The organism is uncultured Photobacterium sp. (genome assembly GCF_947502415.1).
GTDB lineage: Bacteria > Pseudomonadota > Gammaproteobacteria > Enterobacterales > Vibrionaceae > Photobacterium.
This window is the reverse complement of record NZ_CANMZV010000001.1, coordinates 283,504-300,884: the sequence shown is the minus strand read 5'-3', so window position 1 is coordinate 300,884 and position 17,381 is coordinate 283,504. Positions and strand designations below refer to the sequence as shown.

The window sequence follows — 17,381 nt, the reverse complement described above, 5'->3', positions numbered from 1 at the left end:
CAGGCGTTTTACTTAAAACAACAATCTTCATTACACTCTTATACCACCATCAACCTCAAGCACTCGACCGGTAAAATAATCATTTTCGATAATAAATTTAACCGCATGAGCAATCTCGTTAGCCTCACCCATCCGGCGAATAGGCACCATTTCTTTTAACCTTTCGATGGCTTCTGGTTTTAGCTGTTCAGCCATCGCGGTATGAATAATACCCGGCGCAACAGCGGCCGCCCGAATTCCATAACGCCCAAGTTCTTTGGCCCAACAAACGGCTAAGGTTGCTACTGCTGCCTTAGAGGCTGAATAGTTAGTCTGGCCAATATTACCCGCTCTGGAAACACTCGATATATTGATAATAACCCCTTTATTCCCCATCGCGACCATCTGAGCTGCCGCTTCACGACCACAAAGGAATGTACCGGTCACATTAACATTCATCACCATATTAAACTGCTCAAGCGACATCTTACTTAACTCGCCATCTTTAACTTTTACTAGTAAGCCATCTCTCAACACACCCGCATTGTTCACAAGGCCATTTAACTGACCAAAATCATCCGCAATTTGCTTAAAAACCGCCTCAACCTGCACTTCATTTGAAACATCTGCTTTGTAGATCAAGCTCTTTTTACTCAACATCTGGCATTGTTGCTCTGTTTGCTTCAGCCCTTCCTCATTAAGGTCAATCAACGCCAGCTCTGCGCCGGCCTGGGCCAGAGTAACCGCCATCATTTGTCCTAGTCCCTGTCCTGCACCAGTTATCGCTATAACGCAATTTTTCACTTCCATATAGTCCTCTCCCTCTTTCCCAAAGTTCAATATAGAGACAAGCCACTACTCGCTTTCATTTTTATCGTGATAAAATTCAAACAAACTGGAAAAGTCTCTTAGCTCATTCCCTCTGGCGTTGTGAAAGGCATAGAGATTCCGCGCTAATGTCCCCATAGGAACCGCTGATTGACTATGCAGAGCAGCATCAATACCCAAACCAAGATCCTTAAGCATTAATTTCCCCATAAAGCCCGGCTGATAATTATTACTCGATGGCACTTTCTCCATCACACCGGGGCATGGATTATAGAGCTCCAACGCCCAATTACGCCCGGAACTTTGCAACATGATATTGGACAACACTTCAGGGTCGAGGCCATTATCTATACCAAGACTTAATGCTTCGCATGTACCTGACATCAATACACCTAACATCAGGTTATTGCAGATTTTTGCCATCTGTCCATCCCCGGCCTTACCGGCGTGAAAGATGTTTTTCCCTACATGCTGCAGCACCTTTTTTGCTTTATTAAAGGCTTCATCACTACCACCAACGATAAAGGTTAAAGTAGCGGCTTGAGCACCAGCAACCCCACCAGAAACCGGAGCATCGACAATCTCAAGGTCTTTATTGGCCGCTTCGCTCGCCACCAGCCGCGCTGATTCAGGATCGATCGTGGATGAATCAATAAGAAATGTTCCTTCACTTACCAGATTCAGCAAACCAGCCCCACCATGGTGATCGCCAAGATACACGGCGCACACATGCTCTCCCGCAGGAAGCATCGTAATGACAGTATCAGCCCCCTTTACAACGTCATCCAATGACAGAGCAAGCTGAGCACCTTCACTTTCAAGTTGCCTCGCTGCATCGGTATTTACATCAAACACTCTGACAGTACAGCCAGCCTTCAATAAATTCTTGGCCATGGGGTTACCCATGTTACCCAATCCGATAAATGCGATGGTGCTCATGACAACACTCCTCTGCTTTCAATGTGCTTATGAATGGCTCGGCTTGCCTAAACCGGCTAATGGGTGTTCTTCATCACTCCATAATGGGGTAAAAAGCATATCTATCACCGCCTGGTCCACATCTTCGACTCGCTTAAAAAGCCAATCTGGCTGGCCACATTTATCAATTAATCGAGCTCTTACCCCTTCTTCAAATTCACCCAATAAACCACACCGAACTGACAATGTGAGCTCCAACCGAAAACAATCTTCCAATGAAAGCAACCGGTATTGAGTAAATTGCCTAAAACAGATAGTGGCAGTGATCGGGCTCCCCTCTATCAGGGTTTTCTTCGCTTGCTCTATCCATCGTCCCATCCCATCAATGGAAGCAATTTGCTTATAAATCAGCGGTAAGTTACCAGACAAACAGGCCGCCTGAATCTGAGCAAAATAAGGTATAAGCTGGCTTGATGGATAGAATGGCAAAGCCGCCTCTTCCAAGCCGGAAAGTAAATCAGTCACGATAGCGAAATTATCAGCCTCAGACGGCCACGGGTTCATCTGCAATTTTTGCAAAACCGCTTGTTTCTGTTCGGAAAGAAGAACATGCTCTGTCAGCTTCAAATCCAAGGCATCACTGGCATTAACTTGCGCACCGGTAAGGCCAAGGAAAAGACCTATGCCTGAGGGCAACTGATTAAGAAACCAAGTGCCACCGACGTCAGGATAAAGGCCGATACTTATCTCAGGCATCGCCATTCTGGAATTTGGTGTTATTACCCGGTGGCTGGCACCAATATATAATCCGATACCACCTCCCATAATGATTCCATCTCCCCAAGCAATAAGGGGTTTACTATAAGAATGGATCAGATAGTCACAGCTATATTCGACAGAAAAATATTCAGTCAAAAATTCCTTGGCCGAGCCATCTTGAAGACCTTGCTTTATCTTTTCCGAAGAAGCCTGCATCATGTGATACATGGTACGAACATCCCCTCCGGCACAAAAAGCCTTATCACCCGCTCCATACAAAAACACGCAGACAACAGCATCATCACTTTCCCAGGATTCGAGCTTCGCTTTAAGCTGTTTAAGCATTTCAAGAGTCAGGGCATTAAGTGATGCAGGGTTGTCCAGCTCAGCAACACCGATTTTGTTCCCGCTGTTACAGCTCAGCTCACTGAAATTCACATTACCGGCCATAATCGTCTCAACTTTGTTTTAATCATAAAGCTTAAACATCGCTACAGACCTGGTGTTTTGACTACTGGGTGTCTGGCTATTTTGCACCTCATTGATTCTTCCACTCAGGCCGACGTTTCTCCAGAAATGCTCTGACACCTTCAGTTTGATCTTCTGTATCAAAAAGCTGCACAAACAACTCTCGCTCTTTAAGTAAGCCATGCTTAAGGGGATCTCCACGACAATTCTGAATAAGCTGCTTACAGGCGGCCACAGATGACGGGGACTGATTAGCGACGGAACCAGCAATCTGCATTGCCCGGTCAAGTCCTTTTCCCGTTTCAGCGACTTCTTCAACCAGACCTATCTCAAGCCCCTGTGAGGCACTTACCCGCTCACCGCAAAGAATAATGCGCTTTGCCCAGCCTTCGCCCACCAGCCAAGCCAAGTTTTGTGTGCCTCCTGCACATGGCAACAAACCAACTTTAGCTTCAGGCAATGCCATCTCAGCGTGGGTTTCCGCAACTCGGATATCACAAGCCAGCGCCACCTCAAGCCCACCTCCCATTGCATAACCGTTAATTGCCGCAATAGAAACACCGCGAAAAGCAGAAAGGGCTTCAAAAGCACGACTAAAACTTTGCGCCATCGTAACCGCTACCGATTTCTCACCATCAGCGAACAAATTCAAATCTGCACCGGCAGAGAAAAACTTCTCACCCTGACCGGTAATCACTAAAGCATAAACATCTTTATTGCTATTTAAGTTTTCCACCAGGGTATTTAACTGCTTCAGGCTTTCAACTGTCCAGGTATTAGCCGGAGGATTGTTCATTGTGACCACAGCGACATGGTTATCTATTTCCAGCAAAAGCGCATTATCATTGGGCATCGCGATATCCTCTTTCTCTTGCTGACTTACAAGATCCTAAAGCCGGACAATTGGCAATAACTCGAACTCATAGCAATTCACTACCGTCAGCCAATACCCGCCTTGCGATAATCAAACGCATAATTTCATTCGTACCTTCAAGGATCTGGTGAACCCGCACATCACGAAAATAGCGCTCCAGCGGATACTCCTTGATATAGCCATAACCGCCATATAGCTGCAGAGCTTGATCGCAAATTCTGAATCCAATATCTGTCGCAAAGCGTTTTGCCATAGCGCAATAGGCCGTTGCCTCAGGATGATGACAATCCAGCTTGCTTGCGGCATAGCGAACCAACTGCCTTGCTGCGACAAGCTCAGTGGCCATATCAGCCAGCTTAAACTGCACCGACTGAAACCGAGACAATGTCTGGCCAAACTGCTGGCGCTCAGTGACATACTGCCGGGCCTGGTTTAGGGCTTGTTGAGCCGTACCAACAGAACACGTCGCTATATTAATCCGCCCACCATCTAAACCTTTCATGGCAAACTTAAAGCCTTCACCTTCACAACCAAGCAAGTGTTCAGCAGGCACAACAACGTCTTCAAAAATCACCGCACGAGTTGGTTGGCTATTCCATCCCATTTTGGCTTCTTTCCGGCCATAACTCACTCCTTGGGCATCAGCTGGCACAATGAAAGCTGAAATACCACCAGCGCCTGTGGCCTTGTCGCCATCTCCACCCGTACGAGCCATTACCAATAAAACATCAGTATCACCGGCTCCGGAAATAAAGGCTTTTACACCATTAAGAATATAGTTATTACCCTGCCTGGCCGCACTGGTTGTAAGTGAGGCAGCATCGGAGCCAGCATTAGCCTCAGTGAGACAATATGACCCCAGCCACTCTCCAGTCAGTAATTTCGAGCAAAAATGTGCTTTAGCCGATTCAGTGGCAAAAGAGGCTATCATCCACGTCACCATATTATGGATAGTCATGAAAGCTGTAGTTGAAGTGCAGCCCATCGCCAGCTGCTCGAAAATAATAGATGCATCAAGTCGGCTCAGGCCTAGCCCCCCATCATCTTCCGGGACATACAAACTAAGCAAACCCAGCTCTCCCGCATTTTTCAAAACTTGCTTCGGAAAGAATTGTTTCTCGTCCCATTCGGCGGCATTCGGAGCTAACTGCTCTAATGCAAATTGCCGGGCCGTGGCTGCAAATGCCCGCTGGTCTTCATTTAATTCAAAATCCATCGCCCCCCCTAGCGCAACTGAATCGTCAGGTTAGGGCCCGTTGGGATATCGTCTTCGAACCAGCGTGAAGTGATTGTTTTCGTCTCGGTATAAAATCGCACCGCTTGTTTACCATAGGCATGAAGATCACCATAGAAACTTCCCCGCCATCCTGTAAAAGAAAAGAAAGGTAATGGCACGGGAATGGGCACATTAATTCCGACCTGACCAACCAGGATCTCATGCTGGAATTTCCGCGCCGCCGCACCACTGGCGGTAAATATCGAAGTCCCATTGCCATACGGATTAGCATTCACCAGAGCAATAGCTTCATCAAGTGTATCGACTTCAAGACAGATCAAAACCGGTCCAAAAATCTCCTGCTGATAAATAGACATCTTGGTGGTAACACCGCTGAAAAGTGTCGGCCCGATCCAGTTTCCATCCGGGTATCCCTTTACCTCACAATAACTACCATCTAACTCACAAACAGCCCCTTGATCCTTCCCTTCCTGAATTAATTTCAGTACCCGCTCCTTAGCAGGCTTGCTGATCAAAGGACCATAACCGGCTTTCTCATCATTCCAGGCTCCAGGATTGATCTTTGCCATCTCAACTTTCAGATCAGGTATCCACTCTTTTGTCCCATCAACAAGTACAGCAACCGAGATTGCCATACAACGCTGCCCTGCCGCCCCTACTGATGAACCGACTAAGTTACTGATCACCTGTTCTTTATTCGCATCCGGCATTACCACCAAATGGTTTTTTGCTCCGGCAAAAGCCTGCACACGTTTCAGGTGATGAGTACCGGTTTGGTAAATATGGCGGGCAACCGGAACAGATCCGACAAACGACACGGCCCGAATATCAGGATGAGCCAACAAATAGTCCACCTGTGTTTTTTGCCCATGTACTATTTGCAAAACACCAGACGGAGCACCCGCCTGCTTAAACAGCTCTGCCAGCCGGATTGATGTCAGAGGAACCTGATCTGAGGGTTTCAGCACAAAAGTATTACCTGCCGCTATCGCCATCGGAAACATCCATAGTGGTATCATGGCCGGAAAATTGAATGGAGTAATACCGCAGCACACACCAAGCGGTTGGATAAGCGAATAAGTATCAATTTCCGCCGCTACATTCTCTGCCGTTTCCCCCATCATCAGGCTGGCGATATTGGCCGCCTGCTCGACAACTTCAATTCCTCGCCAAACATCCCCTTTTGCATCCGCTAAAATTTTCCCGGTTTCACTGGAAAGCAGCTCAGCCAATTCATCATGGTGAGTTTTCAATAATTGCTGATAATTCAACATGAGTCTCGCCCGTTCTGGTACAGCTACTTCCTTCCAGCTTTTAAATGTTTCGCGGGCACTGGCAATAGCTTCTTCAATTTCATCCTCAGTAGCACAAGGCAGTTGCGCAATCACCGAGTTTGTCGCCGGATTAGTAACATCCAGCCACTTCAATGAGATAGACTGGCGGAATTCACCATTGATATAGACAGGAACATGATGACTCATAATTGCTCCTCAGCGTGTTTTCACCCTTATTGAATAGCTTTCAACCTGAACTGTTTCACCCTGACTCAGTATCCAATAACGCAGCTCTGCTTGGCGTTATCAGCAAAGACCAACTAAGGCACCTCAATTGCCACAGCAGTTGCCTCACCGCCTCCGATACATAAGGCCGCAATTCCTTTCATTGGCGCAAGGCTCTCAGTCGTTATTTGCTGAGCCTCTGAAGCTCGACTGATGGCGAGATTCTTTAGTGCGTGAATCAGAGTTACCAGTATTCTCGCTCCACTAGCTCCAATCGGATGACCAAGCGCACAGGCTCCACCATGGATATTAACCCTGGACTCATCTAACCCAAGCTCCTGAATAGCAATTTGAGTTACAACGGCAAAAGCCTCATTGATTTCCCACAAATCAACATCAGCGACAGACCAACTAAGGTCTTCAAGTAATTGACGGATGGCATAAACAGGAGCAATAGTAAATTCGGATGGTTGTCGGGCATGTGTTGTATGGGCTTTGATAATGGCCAATGGCGTAAACCCTTGCTGTCGGGCAAAATCAGCATCCATCACCAGCAGCGCTGCCGCGCCATCTGATATCGCACTTGAGTTTGCCGCCGTCACCGTTCCTTCTTTGGCAAATGCCGGGTTTAATTCCGCTATTTTTTCAATCTTAATTTCACCTGGGTGTTCATCCTGTTCAATTAATGAGACGCCACGCTTACTGCCTTCCAACCGAACCGGAACAATTTCGTTATCGTGTACATCCGTTAACTGAGACGCGACGGCTCGCTCTGTTGACAGGGCCGCCCAGTAATCCATCTCTTCACGGGTATAGCCATATTTATCCGCAATCTGCTGAGCATAAAAACCCATGAGCTGCCCTTCGTAGGCATCCTGCAAACCATCGAGAAACATATGATCATAAAAGGTACTGTGGCCTAACCGGATCCCTTTGCGGGCATCCTTTTGCAAATAAGGCGCGTTGGACATACTTTCCATTCCGCCGGCAATCACAGTCCTTGCTGTCCCGGCTTGGATCAGGTCATGTGCTAGCATGACCGACTTCATCCCTGATCCACACACCTTATTAACCGTTGTACAACCGGCCGAAACAGGAAGCCCCGCCCCCAATGACGCTTGTCTGACCGGAGCCTGCCCCAGCCCCGCAGGAAGTACGCAGCCCATAAGCACTTCATCAATAAGTTCAGGCTTAATACCCGCATTATCCAGTACACCCCGAATGGCAAACGCCCCCAATTGAGGTGCCGACAGCGATGAAAACTGACCTTGAAAACTCCCCATAGCCGTACGGCGGGCAGCCACAATCCAAACGCTTTTATCCATTACTCCGCCCTCTCTTTGACGATAGCAATATGCACGAAAACGAATGCCAGTAATTGTTAATTTTAGACAATTTCGATTTCTTGACGTTTACGTAAGCATAGCACTAACATTTACGTAAACGTTAATAACAAACCGAACAATAACCTGAGGCAATCAGAGCAATTCCGGCCGTTTGAGAACAATCCAAATTGGTGAAGGTATAGTGGCTCTATATTCAGAAACAAAATAGAAACACAGGCGAAATGCTGCTAGCCAGCAATGCATGCATTTTCTTTCCGTCAGCAGCATTTCACCAGTGTCACTACCTGAAAAACCCCTTACCAGGAGGGTATCGAACAATGGAAACTTTCAAGATCAGCGAGTTGGCGAAAGAGTTCGATATAACGACCCGTAGTATCCGTTTTTATGAAGATGTCGGCTTGCTACATCCCTCCAGAAAAGGCAGTACCCGAATTTATCAACACAGGGACAAAGTCCGGCTCAAACTGATTCTAAGGGGAAAGCGACTAGGATTTTCACTGGCAGAAATTCGCGAACTTTTCGAGCTATACGATACTGACCAGAGTAAAAACCAACTACATGAAATGCTGAGGATCATTGATGATAAACAAGCTATTTTGCAGCGCCAACTCGATGACATTAACGCAGTCATGAACGAATTACAGACGGCAAAAGCACGCTGTAAACAAGCATTGATTGACTCAAGTAATCTTTAGCCTCTACTCCATAAACATGTCCATAAACATGCTCATTCATCACTACTTGGTTAAACCGGAGATGTTATGAAAGATCTGTTCACTCCACTGAATTTTGGTCTCGGCGAAACACTGGATATGCTGCGCGAACAGGTCAACAACTTTGCCTCGGAAACCATCGATCCACTCGCCTCGCAGATTGACAAAGACAATCAATTTCCCCATCAACTCTGGCCATTGATGGGGAAAATGGGGCTGCTCGGTGTGACTGTCAGCGAAGAATATGGTGGCGCAGATATGGGCTACCTCGCCCATGTAATAGCAATGGAAGAAATCAGCCGCGCTTCGGCTTCAGTAGGCTTAAGCTACGGCGCACACTCCAATCTGTGTGTTAACCAGATTTACCGAAACGGCACAGAAGAACAAAAGGCCAAATACCTTCCTGATTTAATCAGCGGCGAAAAAGTCGGTGCACTGGCGATGAGCGAAGCAAACTCAGGTTCGGATGTTGTCAGCATGCAACTCAAAGCCGAACAACATAGTGATACCTTCATCCTGAACGGCAGCAAAATGTGGATCACCAATGGTCCTGATGCGGATACTTTTGTTGTCTATGCCAAAACGGCTCCAGAAGCGACCTCTCATGGCATTTCTGCATTCATCATCGAACGAGAATTTACCGGATTCAGCCATGCACAAAAGCTAGATAAGCTCGGAATGCGAGGTTCTAACACCTGTGAGTTAGTTTTTAATAACTGTGAAGTCCCTGCAAACAACGTATTAGGCGTTATCAATAAAGGGATCAGTGTGCTGATGAGAGGTCTGGATTATGAGCGAGTAATCCTAGCCGCTGGGCCACTAGGTATTATGCGGGCATGCCTGGATGTCGTTGTTCCCTATATTCATGACCGTAAACAATTTGGTCAGTCGATAGGCGAGTTCGAACTGGTTCAGGCCAAGGTTGCCGATATGTATACCCGCACCAACGCAGCCCGTGCCTATGTCTATACAGTTGCCGCTTCCTGTGACCGAGGTGAAGCTACCCGCAAAGATGCCGCAGGAGTGATCCTCTACAGTGCTGAACTCGCTACCCAACTTGCCCTTGATACCATTCAGTTACTTGGCGGTAATGGCTACATCAATGAATTTCCGGCCGGCCGCTTACTCAGGGATGCAAAGCTCTACGAAATTGGAGCAGGAACCTCAGAAATTCGCCGAATGCTCATCGGGCGTGAATTGTTTGAAGAATCAAGATAAGGATAACATCATGGCAATTATTCAAACGCACGTCCATCCCGGAGAGGCTCAATTCAAACTCAATCAGCAGAGCATGGCAGAACTAGTTGATGAACTTCAGACTAGAGTTCATCAAATCCTTCAATGTGGCGGCGACGAATCTATAGAAAGACAAAAAGCAAAAGGTAAATTACCCGTCCGAGAGCGAGTCGATACCTTACTCGACAGAGGAAGTCCTTTCCTTGAAATCGGCCAGTTTGCAGCCTGGGATGTTTATGACGAGGATATCCCCTGCGCCGGTGTTGTTGCCGGAATTGGCTACGTTGAAGGCATTGAATGTATGCTCATCGCCAATGACCCATCAGTAAAAGGCGGAACCTATTATCCTTTAACAGTCAAAAAACACCTTCGCGCTCAGGAAATAGCCGAACGTTGCCACCTGCCTTGTCTCTATCTGGTCGATTCAGGAGGTGCCAACCTGCCTCATCAGGCTGACGTTTTCCCCGACAGGGATCACTTCGGTCGGATTTTCTTCAATCAGGCTCGCATGTCGGCCAAAGGTATCCCGCAAATCGCCGTTGTGCTCGGCCTTTGCACTGCCGGAGGGGCTTATGTTCCGGCAATGGCAGATGTATCGATAATCGTAAAACAACAAGGAACCATTTTTTTAGCCGGGCCACCTTTGGTTAAAGCTGCCACCGGAGAAGTTGTTTCCGCCGATGAACTGGGCGGTGCCGACGTACACTGCAAAACATCCGGAGTTGCTGATTACTTTGCCCATGACGAATACCACGCCCTTGAGCTGGCACGTCAGGCTATTGCCAGTTGCAACCTAACGGCATCAGAGCTCCCTAAAAAACCAGTCGCGCCGCCTCGCTATCCGATGGATGAACTATTTGGCATTGTCGGTACAGACCTGCACAAACCCATCAATATCAAAGAAGTGATAGCCAGAATCATCGACGATTCTGACTTCGACGAATTCAAAGCACTATATGGTGAAACCCTGGTTTGCGGTTTCGCCCGACTCTATAGCCATCCGATCGGTATTGTGGCCAACAACGGCATTCTTTTTTCCGAATCAGCCCAGAAAGGGGCACATTTCATCGAGCTTTGCGCCAAACGGAAAATTCCCCTCCTGTTTATCCAGAATATTACTGGCTTCATGGTTGGCAAAAAATATGAGTCAGAAGGGATCGCCAAACACGGCGCAAAAATGGTGATGGCTGTCTCCTGCGCCGACGTGCCCAAATTTACCGTCATCATCGGCGGTTCATACGGTGCCGGGAACTACGGCATGTGTGGCCGGGCCTACAATCCAACTATGATGTGGATGTGGCCAAATGCCCGAATTTCAGTCATGGGCGGTGAACAAGCCGCAGGAGTACTGGCTCAGGTAACCCGTGATATTAAAGAACGTAAGGGGCAAGCCTGGAGCCAGGAAGAAGAAACAGCATTCAAACAGCCAATTCATGAAATGTATGAAAAACAGGGTTCCCCCTACTTTGCCAGTGCGCGGCTTTGGGATGACGGAATTATCGACCCTCGCCAGACCCGCGAAGTTGTCGGTCTAGCTCTGACGGCATCGCTGCGCGCGCCGATCCCCGACAGCCAATTTGGAATTTTCAGGATGTAATATGCCCAGTGTGGCGAGCCAAGGAGTTCATAATGAACCAGTCCACATCAAGTCTTTTTAATCTGCATACAGAACTTGATGCTGATGTACTTTGTACTGTTACGAATACAGGCGTAGCCACTTTGTCCCTCAACCGGGTCCACAAACATAACGCTTTTGACGCAGGTGTCGTTCAGGCACTTAGCCACTATCTCTCATTACTTAAGGAAAGAAGTGACATACGTGTACTGGTTATCAATGGCAAAGGACATCACTTTTCAGCCGGAGCCGATCTTAACTGGATGAAATCCATGGTGGATAAATCCATTCAGGAAAATCACAATGATGCGACCCAACTAGCAAACCTGCTGGCAAAGCTCGATACTTTCCCCGCGCCAACAATTGCTCAGGTGCATGGCAGTGCCTATGGTGGTGCCCTTGGGCTGATCTGTTGCTGTGATATCGCCATAGCCAGCGCAGAAAGTCATTTCTGCCTTAGCGAAGTCCGGCTCGGCCTGATCCCGGCAACCATAGGGCCATATATTTGTCGCACGATCGGCCAAAGACAAGCCCGACGCTATATGCTGACAGCAGAACGTCTTAATGCAGCAACCGCGCGAAAACTAGGGATCATCCATGAGATAAGAAGCTGCTACGAAGAAACTGAACGGCTTCTTTCTCACCTTATCGATCAACTCCTTCACAACAGCCCCGAAGCTCTCACCCAAGCAAAATCACTTTGCCAGTTATGTGATAACCGAGAAATTGATGAAGAGCTCAGAGATACAACCAGTGCACTCATCGCTGATATTCGAGTCTCGCCCAATGGCCAGGAAGGACTAAAAGCATTCTTTGCCAAACGCCCGCCAGCATGGAGTGCAAAGCATGAATAAGCCAACAAATAAGGCCGCCATCCCAGTCACTTCAGACGAAACTGAACATCCCATAACCAACAGAAAGATTTGCCGATTATTGGTTGCCAACAGGGGGGAAATTGCCTGTAGAGTTATCGCCACAGCGAAGAAGATGGGAATAGAAACAATAGCTGTCTACTCTGAAGTAGACCGTTCATCAAAGCATGTTGATATTGCTGATCGCGCGATCCTGATAGGCAAAGCACCAGCAGCAGATTCATATCTTAATATCAACAACATTATTAACGCAGCCAAAACAACAAAAGCTGATGCCATTCACCCTGGCTACGGTTTTCTCTCTGAAAATGCCCAGTTCGCTGAAGCCTGCCAAAAAAACGCGATTACTTTTATCGGCCCACCCAGCAAAGCGATGCTGGCGATGAGTTCGAAATCTGAAGCCAAGTCGATTATGGAAAAAGCGCAGGTTCCGTTGATACCGGGCTATCATGGCGAAGACAACACAGTCGAAACGTTACTGAATATTGCCGACAAAATTGGCTACCCAGTACTACTCAAAGCGGCCCTTGGCGGCGGTGGAAAAGGAATGCGCATTGTTAACTCTAGTGATGAAATGCCTGAGTCTATTGCCAGCGCACACCGAGAAGCCAAGTCCGCCTTTGGTGATGACAAACTGTTAATCGAAAAATACCTTCCAAACTCAAGGCACATTGAAATCCAAATTTTTGCTGATGAGTTCGGCAATACCATTTATCTTTCTGATCGTGACTGCTCTATCCAACGACGCCACCAAAAAATCATAGAAGAAGCGCCCGCCCCAAATTTACCGATATCACTCAGAAAAACGATGGGCGAAGCCGCTGTCAATGCAGCAAAAGCTATTAGTTATATCGGTGCAGGAACAGTAGAATTCCTACTCGATAATGAAGATAACTTCTACTTCATGGAAATGAATACCCGACTCCAAGTAGAACACCCTGTCACTGAGTTAATCACCGGGCAAGACCTCGTGGAGTGGCAAATAAAAGTCGCCGAGGGTGCCCCATTACCACTAAGCCAAGATCAAGTTCACCATCACGGACATGCCATTGAAGCTCGGATCTATGCCGAAGATCCCGAGAATGACTTCATCCCTTCATCCGGACACATTCAGCTCCTGCAGGAACCGAAACCCCAAAGCACCCACAACTCAACTATCAGGGTAGATTCAGGCATCCGAAAGGGTGACGCTGTCACATCTCATTATGACCCGATGCTGGCAAAACTCATTGTCTGGTCCGAAAACAGGGAGCTCGCTACCCATGAAGTATCCTCGGCTTTAGCGAATTACCGCCTTATCGGTCTGACAACGAATATCCAATATCTACAGAAAATCATTCGCCATCCAGCATTCAGAGAAGCCAGACTCAATACTCATATCATTGAACATTTCAGAGACGATTTTGAAAATGCCAATGCACCAACACATCGCCTGACTTGTGATTCATCCAATAGCAGAAAAATAGAACAAACCGTTCCTAAGCTCGCACTATTTGCTGCAATTGCTGCTATTGGGGAAAATTTAACCTCACAAATAACGCCACATTTTCATAACTGGCGGCTTAACCAGCCCCCTTATCAGGACATCCCCATTTGCCTGCCACATGGGGACTGCTATCAATTTCGTTTCAAGCTCCCTCTGACTGCCCTCAAAACAGGAAAAAGCACAGAACATTCAACCGGCACTAAAAAACTTTTCCTAACGCAGGTTACTATTCACACACAATCTCGTAAGCAACAATCGCAATTCTCCACAAATCAAAAAATTAATGTGTTATCGGCGTCCATTAAGCCCCATTCAAAGAAACAGACTGATTTTCATATAGAAATTGATGGAGCATCAGCACGTTTTGCCGTCATCCATTGCCAAAAGCAATATCACGTATTCCACCAGCTCTGGTATGAGCATTTTGTAATTGGCCATAACACCGATTACCAGCACATTCAGGATGAAGAAAATCAAGCATTAGCTCCACTCAACGGTATTATCACTGCAATCCTCTGCCAACCAGGTGATAACGTTGAAAAAGACCAACCGCTACTGATCATTGAAGCAATGAAAATGGAGTACACAGTCAGAGCTCCGCATGCAGGTACGATTGCTAATTATGACTTTTCCCTTGGCGATCAAGTCGAACACGGTGAACAACTGGTCAAGTTCAAATCAATAAACAAAGGTGCATAAATGACATCATTCCCCAAAAAAGTCACCATTGTTGAAGTAGGCGCTCGTGATGGACTACAAAACGAAGCTCAAGTAAGCACCGCCAGTAAAGTCGAATTTATTAACCAACTTTCCATGAGCGGACTTCGTCATATCGAAGCCGGTTCGTTTGTTTCCCCCAAGTGGGTTCCACAAATGGCCGACTCGCTGGAGGTGATGAGACAAATCCAGAGAAAAAACGGTGTGACCTACTCTGCCCTTACCCCAAACATTAAAGGCTTCGAGTTAGCGCTTGCAGCTGGTGCTGAAGAAGTTGCAATTTTTGGTTCGTCATCAGAAGGCTTCAGCCAACACAATATCAACTGCTCGGTTGCCGAAAGCCTTAAACGCTTTGAGCCACTCATGTTCCTCGCTAAGCAACACAATATTCCAGTTCGAGGTTACCTCTCTTGCGTCGCAGACTGCCCGTATGATGGCCCAACCCCGCCAAAGCAAGTCGCGGATATTGCTAAGGCGTTAATTGATCTGGGCTGCTATCAAATTTCTCTCGGAGATACTATAGGCACAGGGACACCTCTGCGAATCGCAACTATGATAGAAGCCGTACACAAACAAGTACCACTCAAACAACTTGCCGTACATTTTCACGACACCTGGGGACAAGCGCTGGCTAATATTTACCAAGCTCTAACAATGGGAATTTCAGTTATCGACAGCAGCACCGCTGGGCTCGGAGGTTGCCCGTATGCTGATGGTGCAAGCGGAAATGTAGCCACGGAAGACGTCTTATATCTCTGCCAAGGGCTAAATATCGAAACTGGTATTGATATAAATAAGGTCGCCGAGGCTGGTTGGAGAATCACAAAGCAACTAGGGCGTTACCCCATATCCAAAACCTCGCAGGCTCTAAACGCGCGAAACCGAAGAATGAATAAAATCAATTTATAATAATAGCAAACAACTAACATGTTATTATTCACACGAAACATATAAACCAATTAAATATAATTGTATAACTAACAAAAAAACGACGGCCACGTTCGAACAGTCGTAGCCATCGTAAAACGCTTCTTTCAAAGAGCTAACGAAATGCCAAATAAATTAATTTAATCTGGACGGGATTACTGCTGAGACCTCAAACCTCGTTGTTCCGCTTCCAATTCATTCGCCACTTGCCAGATTTTTTGCTCTCTTGATTGCTGTTTATCAAACAAGTTAGTGATTCCCTCGACACTAAGCTTATTCATTGGTCCAATATAGCTTTCAGCATGATCAGAAAACAGTGCCCTGAGCTCCTCCATTGTAGGAAGACAGTAATTCACCTTCTCGTAAGAATCAAAGATATTATTAACAGTTAGTGAAATATCTCGCTTAATTCCATCTACGTCTGAGCCATCCATCGTTCATTCGCTCCATCGCCACCCTGTACCTCAATGTACAGATTTCTAAACTTAATCAATTGTAGTCAAAATTTATTATCACACAAAAAATTCAGCCAACATCAAAATTGCGACTCAAATTATCAGTAAAACAATATTTCTAACCAAATAAAATGGAATTACAGTTCGTATAGACACCACAAACCACTCCTGAAATATTCATTTCCTAGAACAATATCTCAAATTATAATTATCAAGTCTCATTTCTGGTTTCATCCCACAAAACAGCTATACTTAAAAATGTTATTAAATCATGGTGTTATTGATGATGCTTAGAGATATTCGCCTATTTAAGCACTTTAACTACTCATCCTTGTTTATAGAACATCTTCGAACTTTCAATATCAGCACTCTTCTTGAATATTTAATTTTAATCACATGCTTCTTAACGACACATTATCTGTATGCAAACCATAAAACGACTGAATATGAAGATGAGTCAGCAATAGAAACTAATAATGATGAACAAATCGGGGGGATAAAAACGTGGATCGATGACACCCAGGTTTCTATTGCTGACAGCATTCATGAATATGGCACCTCATTTGATCATTTTGTTGGTAAAAAAGATCATGAAGTTCCTATCAATAATCGAAGTTACCTTCGGCTTCGATTCAAAAGCCGTTACTCACACAGAGAAGACCTTGAAACAGATGCCAATGTGTACTTGAAACTGGATTTACCTCATACCAAAAAGAGCTGGAAACTGATTTTTGAAAGTGACCCTGATGACTTTGACCGACTTGAAGATAAAGAGCGAGGGATCAGTGCCAACAGTGAAAGTAGCCTGACAGGTGCCGTTGGTGGTATCCGACTTCAGGGGCGAAAACTCGGAGAGTGGAAAACAAACTTTGATCTTGGATTAAAAATCAAATTACCTCTCGATCCTTTTACTCGTGTCGAAGTATACCGAACCGACCAACTCAGCTACGAGTGGACAAGTCGCCTGAAACAAGAGGTGTTTTACTATAAATCAAAAGGGCCTGGAACATTAACCTCATTAAATTTCTACCATGCTATTAGCCAGGCTCCCTCAACCATCCTCAAACTAGGAGTGAACGCCCAGTATCTTGACACAGATAATAATTGGGAAGTGGTGCAGCAAGCTGAACTATTCGACAGAATCAATGAAGATAACCTTCTTCAATATACAATCGGTGTTAGTGCCGACTCCAGACCCAATTATTCGATAACAAACTCATGGGTCTCAATTAGCTGGAAACATCGCCTGTACAAGAAATGGTTATATTTTACAGCCACACCAGAATTCGATTTTCAGGAAGACTTTAACTACAAAATCAACCCCGGCATCATGCTTGAACTTGAATTATATTTCAGCTCAGCAGAAGGCGGTATTGATCGACTGAAAAGAAACATCCCCTCGCCTTAGCCTAATGCCTAATCAAGCTCTTAATATGTTCGGACATAATCGAC

Annotated in this window: 15 protein-coding genes; 7 read left to right on the top strand and 8 right to left on the bottom strand. The window is 46.2% G+C overall.

The window, feature by feature from the left end; all coding sequences use genetic code 11:
- Positions 1-30: 30 nt before the first annotated feature.
- The 7 genes from Q0852_RS01300 to Q0852_RS01270 all read right to left on the bottom strand — a co-directional run bounded on the left by Q0852_RS01300 (position 31) and on the right by Q0852_RS01270 (position 7,887).
- Positions 31-789, bottom strand: a complete 759-nt coding sequence (locus Q0852_RS01300; RefSeq protein WP_299013123.1) for an SDR family oxidoreductase — start codon at positions 787-789, stop codon at positions 31-33.
- Between the two features lie 45 nt (positions 790-834).
- Positions 835-1,746 carry a 3-hydroxyisobutyrate dehydrogenase gene (mmsB, locus tag Q0852_RS01295; protein ID WP_299013122.1) on the bottom strand — a complete coding sequence of 304 codons (912 nt, stop codon included), beginning with the start codon at positions 1,744-1,746 and terminating at the stop codon, positions 835-837.
- A 27-nt stretch (positions 1,747-1,773) separates the two neighbouring features.
- The gene (locus tag Q0852_RS01290; protein WP_299013121.1) at positions 1,774-2,934 is read right to left on the bottom strand and encodes an enoyl-CoA hydratase/isomerase family protein; all 1,161 of its coding nucleotides are present in this window, start codon (positions 2,932-2,934) and stop codon (positions 1,774-1,776) included.
- Positions 2,935-3,022: 88 nt separating this feature from the next.
- Positions 3,023-3,805, bottom strand: a complete 783-nt coding sequence (locus Q0852_RS01285) for an enoyl-CoA hydratase (protein ID WP_299013120.1) — start codon at positions 3,803-3,805, stop codon at positions 3,023-3,025.
- A 67-nt stretch (positions 3,806-3,872) separates the two neighbouring features.
- The gene (locus Q0852_RS01280; protein WP_299013119.1) at positions 3,873-5,042 is read right to left on the bottom strand and encodes an acyl-CoA dehydrogenase family protein; all 1,170 of its coding nucleotides are present in this window, start codon (positions 5,040-5,042) and stop codon (positions 3,873-3,875) included.
- 8 nt (positions 5,043-5,050) lie between these two features.
- Positions 5,051-6,544 (bottom strand): CoA-acylating methylmalonate-semialdehyde dehydrogenase, encoded by a 1,494-nt coding sequence (locus tag Q0852_RS01275; protein WP_299013117.1) that lies wholly within the window; start codon positions 6,542-6,544, stop codon positions 5,051-5,053.
- Between the two features lie 113 nt (positions 6,545-6,657).
- On the bottom strand, positions 6,658-7,887 hold the full coding sequence (locus tag Q0852_RS01270; RefSeq protein WP_299013115.1) for a thiolase family protein: 1,230 nt from the start codon (positions 7,885-7,887) through the stop codon (positions 6,658-6,660).
- Positions 7,888-8,225: 338 nt separating this feature from the next.
- On the opposite strand from Q0852_RS01270, the gene Q0852_RS01265 reads away from it, so the two are divergent.
- The 6 genes from Q0852_RS01265 to Q0852_RS01240 all read left to right on the top strand — a co-directional run bounded on the left by Q0852_RS01265 (position 8,226) and on the right by Q0852_RS01240 (position 15,456).
- Positions 8,226-8,603: a MerR family DNA-binding transcriptional regulator gene (locus Q0852_RS01265; RefSeq protein ID WP_299013114.1), complete on the top strand. Its 378-nt coding sequence runs from the start codon at positions 8,226-8,228 to the stop codon at positions 8,601-8,603.
- A gap of 66 nt (positions 8,604-8,669) precedes the next feature.
- Positions 8,670-9,839 carry an isovaleryl-CoA dehydrogenase gene (locus Q0852_RS01260; RefSeq protein ID WP_299013112.1) on the top strand — a complete coding sequence of 390 codons (1,170 nt, stop codon included), beginning with the start codon at positions 8,670-8,672 and terminating at the stop codon, positions 9,837-9,839.
- Positions 9,840-9,849: 10 nt separating this feature from the next.
- Positions 9,850-11,454 carry a carboxyl transferase domain-containing protein gene (locus Q0852_RS01255; RefSeq protein ID WP_299013110.1) on the top strand — a complete coding sequence of 535 codons (1,605 nt, stop codon included), beginning with the start codon at positions 9,850-9,852 and terminating at the stop codon, positions 11,452-11,454.
- Positions 11,455-11,486: 32 nt separating this feature from the next.
- The gene (locus Q0852_RS01250; RefSeq protein ID WP_299013108.1) at positions 11,487-12,326 is read left to right on the top strand and encodes an enoyl-CoA hydratase-related protein; all 840 of its coding nucleotides are present in this window, start codon (positions 11,487-11,489) and stop codon (positions 12,324-12,326) included.
- Positions 12,319-14,529: an acetyl-CoA carboxylase biotin carboxylase subunit gene (locus tag Q0852_RS01245; RefSeq protein WP_299013107.1), complete on the top strand. Its 2,211-nt coding sequence runs from the start codon at positions 12,319-12,321 to the stop codon at positions 14,527-14,529. The genes Q0852_RS01250 and Q0852_RS01245 overlap by 8 nt, the downstream gene beginning before the upstream one ends.
- On the top strand, positions 14,530-15,456 hold the full coding sequence (locus Q0852_RS01240; RefSeq protein ID WP_299013105.1) for a hydroxymethylglutaryl-CoA lyase: 927 nt from the start codon (positions 14,530-14,532) through the stop codon (positions 15,454-15,456).
- Positions 15,457-15,629: 173 nt separating this feature from the next.
- On the opposite strand, the gene Q0852_RS01235 is transcribed toward Q0852_RS01240, so the two are convergent.
- Entirely contained in the window at positions 15,630-15,908 is a 279-nt protein-coding gene (locus tag Q0852_RS01235) for a hypothetical protein (RefSeq protein ID WP_299013102.1), read from the bottom strand.
- Between the two features lie 304 nt (positions 15,909-16,212).
- Between Q0852_RS01235 and Q0852_RS01230 the strand changes: the two genes are divergently transcribed.
- Positions 16,213-17,337, top strand: coding sequence for a hypothetical protein (locus Q0852_RS01230; protein ID WP_299013100.1), 1,125 nt, complete (start codon positions 16,213-16,215; stop codon positions 17,335-17,337).
- The last annotated feature ends 44 nt before the right edge of the window (positions 17,338-17,381 follow it).